Annotated in this window: 1 protein-coding gene; it reads right to left on the reverse strand. The window is 71.4% G+C overall.

The window, feature by feature from the left end; all coding sequences use genetic code 11:
- The coding region (locus AA75_RS06705; RefSeq protein WP_033818860.1) for an NADP-dependent phosphogluconate dehydrogenase at window positions 1–568 on the reverse strand (568 nt) is incomplete at its 3' end.
- Window position 569 lies beyond the last annotated feature (1 nt).

Here is a 569-nt window from a genome sequence, read left to right on the forward strand (position 1 = left end):
CGGGGGCCGCCTCCAGCAGCTCCCAGCCCTCGGCGAAGGCCTGCATCATCGCGTACTCGATGCCGTTGTGGACCATCTTCGCGAAGTGGCCGGCGCCGACCTTGCCGGCGTGCACGGCGCCGAAGTCGCCCTCGGGCTTGAGCGCGTCGAAGACCGGCCGGACCTCGGCGACGTGCTCGGCCTCGCCGCCGTACATCAGCGCGTAGCCGTTCTCCAGGCCCCAGACGCCGCCGGAGACGCCGCAGTCGACGAAGCCGATGCCCTTGGCCGCCAGCAGCTCGGCGTGCTTGATGTCGTCCGTCCAGCGGGAGTTGCCGCCGTCGACGACCACGTCACCGGGGGCCAGCAGCTCGCCGAGCTGCTCGACGGTCTCCTGGGTCGGCCCGCCGGCCGGGACCATCACCCACACCACGCGCGGCGCCTGCAGCTTGCTGACGAGCTCCTCGAGGCTTTCGACGTCGGCGAGTTCCGGGTTGCGGTCGAAACCGATGACGGTGTGGCCGGCGCGGCGGATGCGCTCGCGCATGTTGCCGCCCATCTTGCCGAGACCGATGAGGCCGAGCTCCATG

It is taken from the genome of Kitasatospora sp. MBT63 (assembly GCF_000710465.2).
Lineage (GTDB): Bacteria > Actinomycetota > Actinomycetes > Streptomycetales > Streptomycetaceae > Kitasatospora.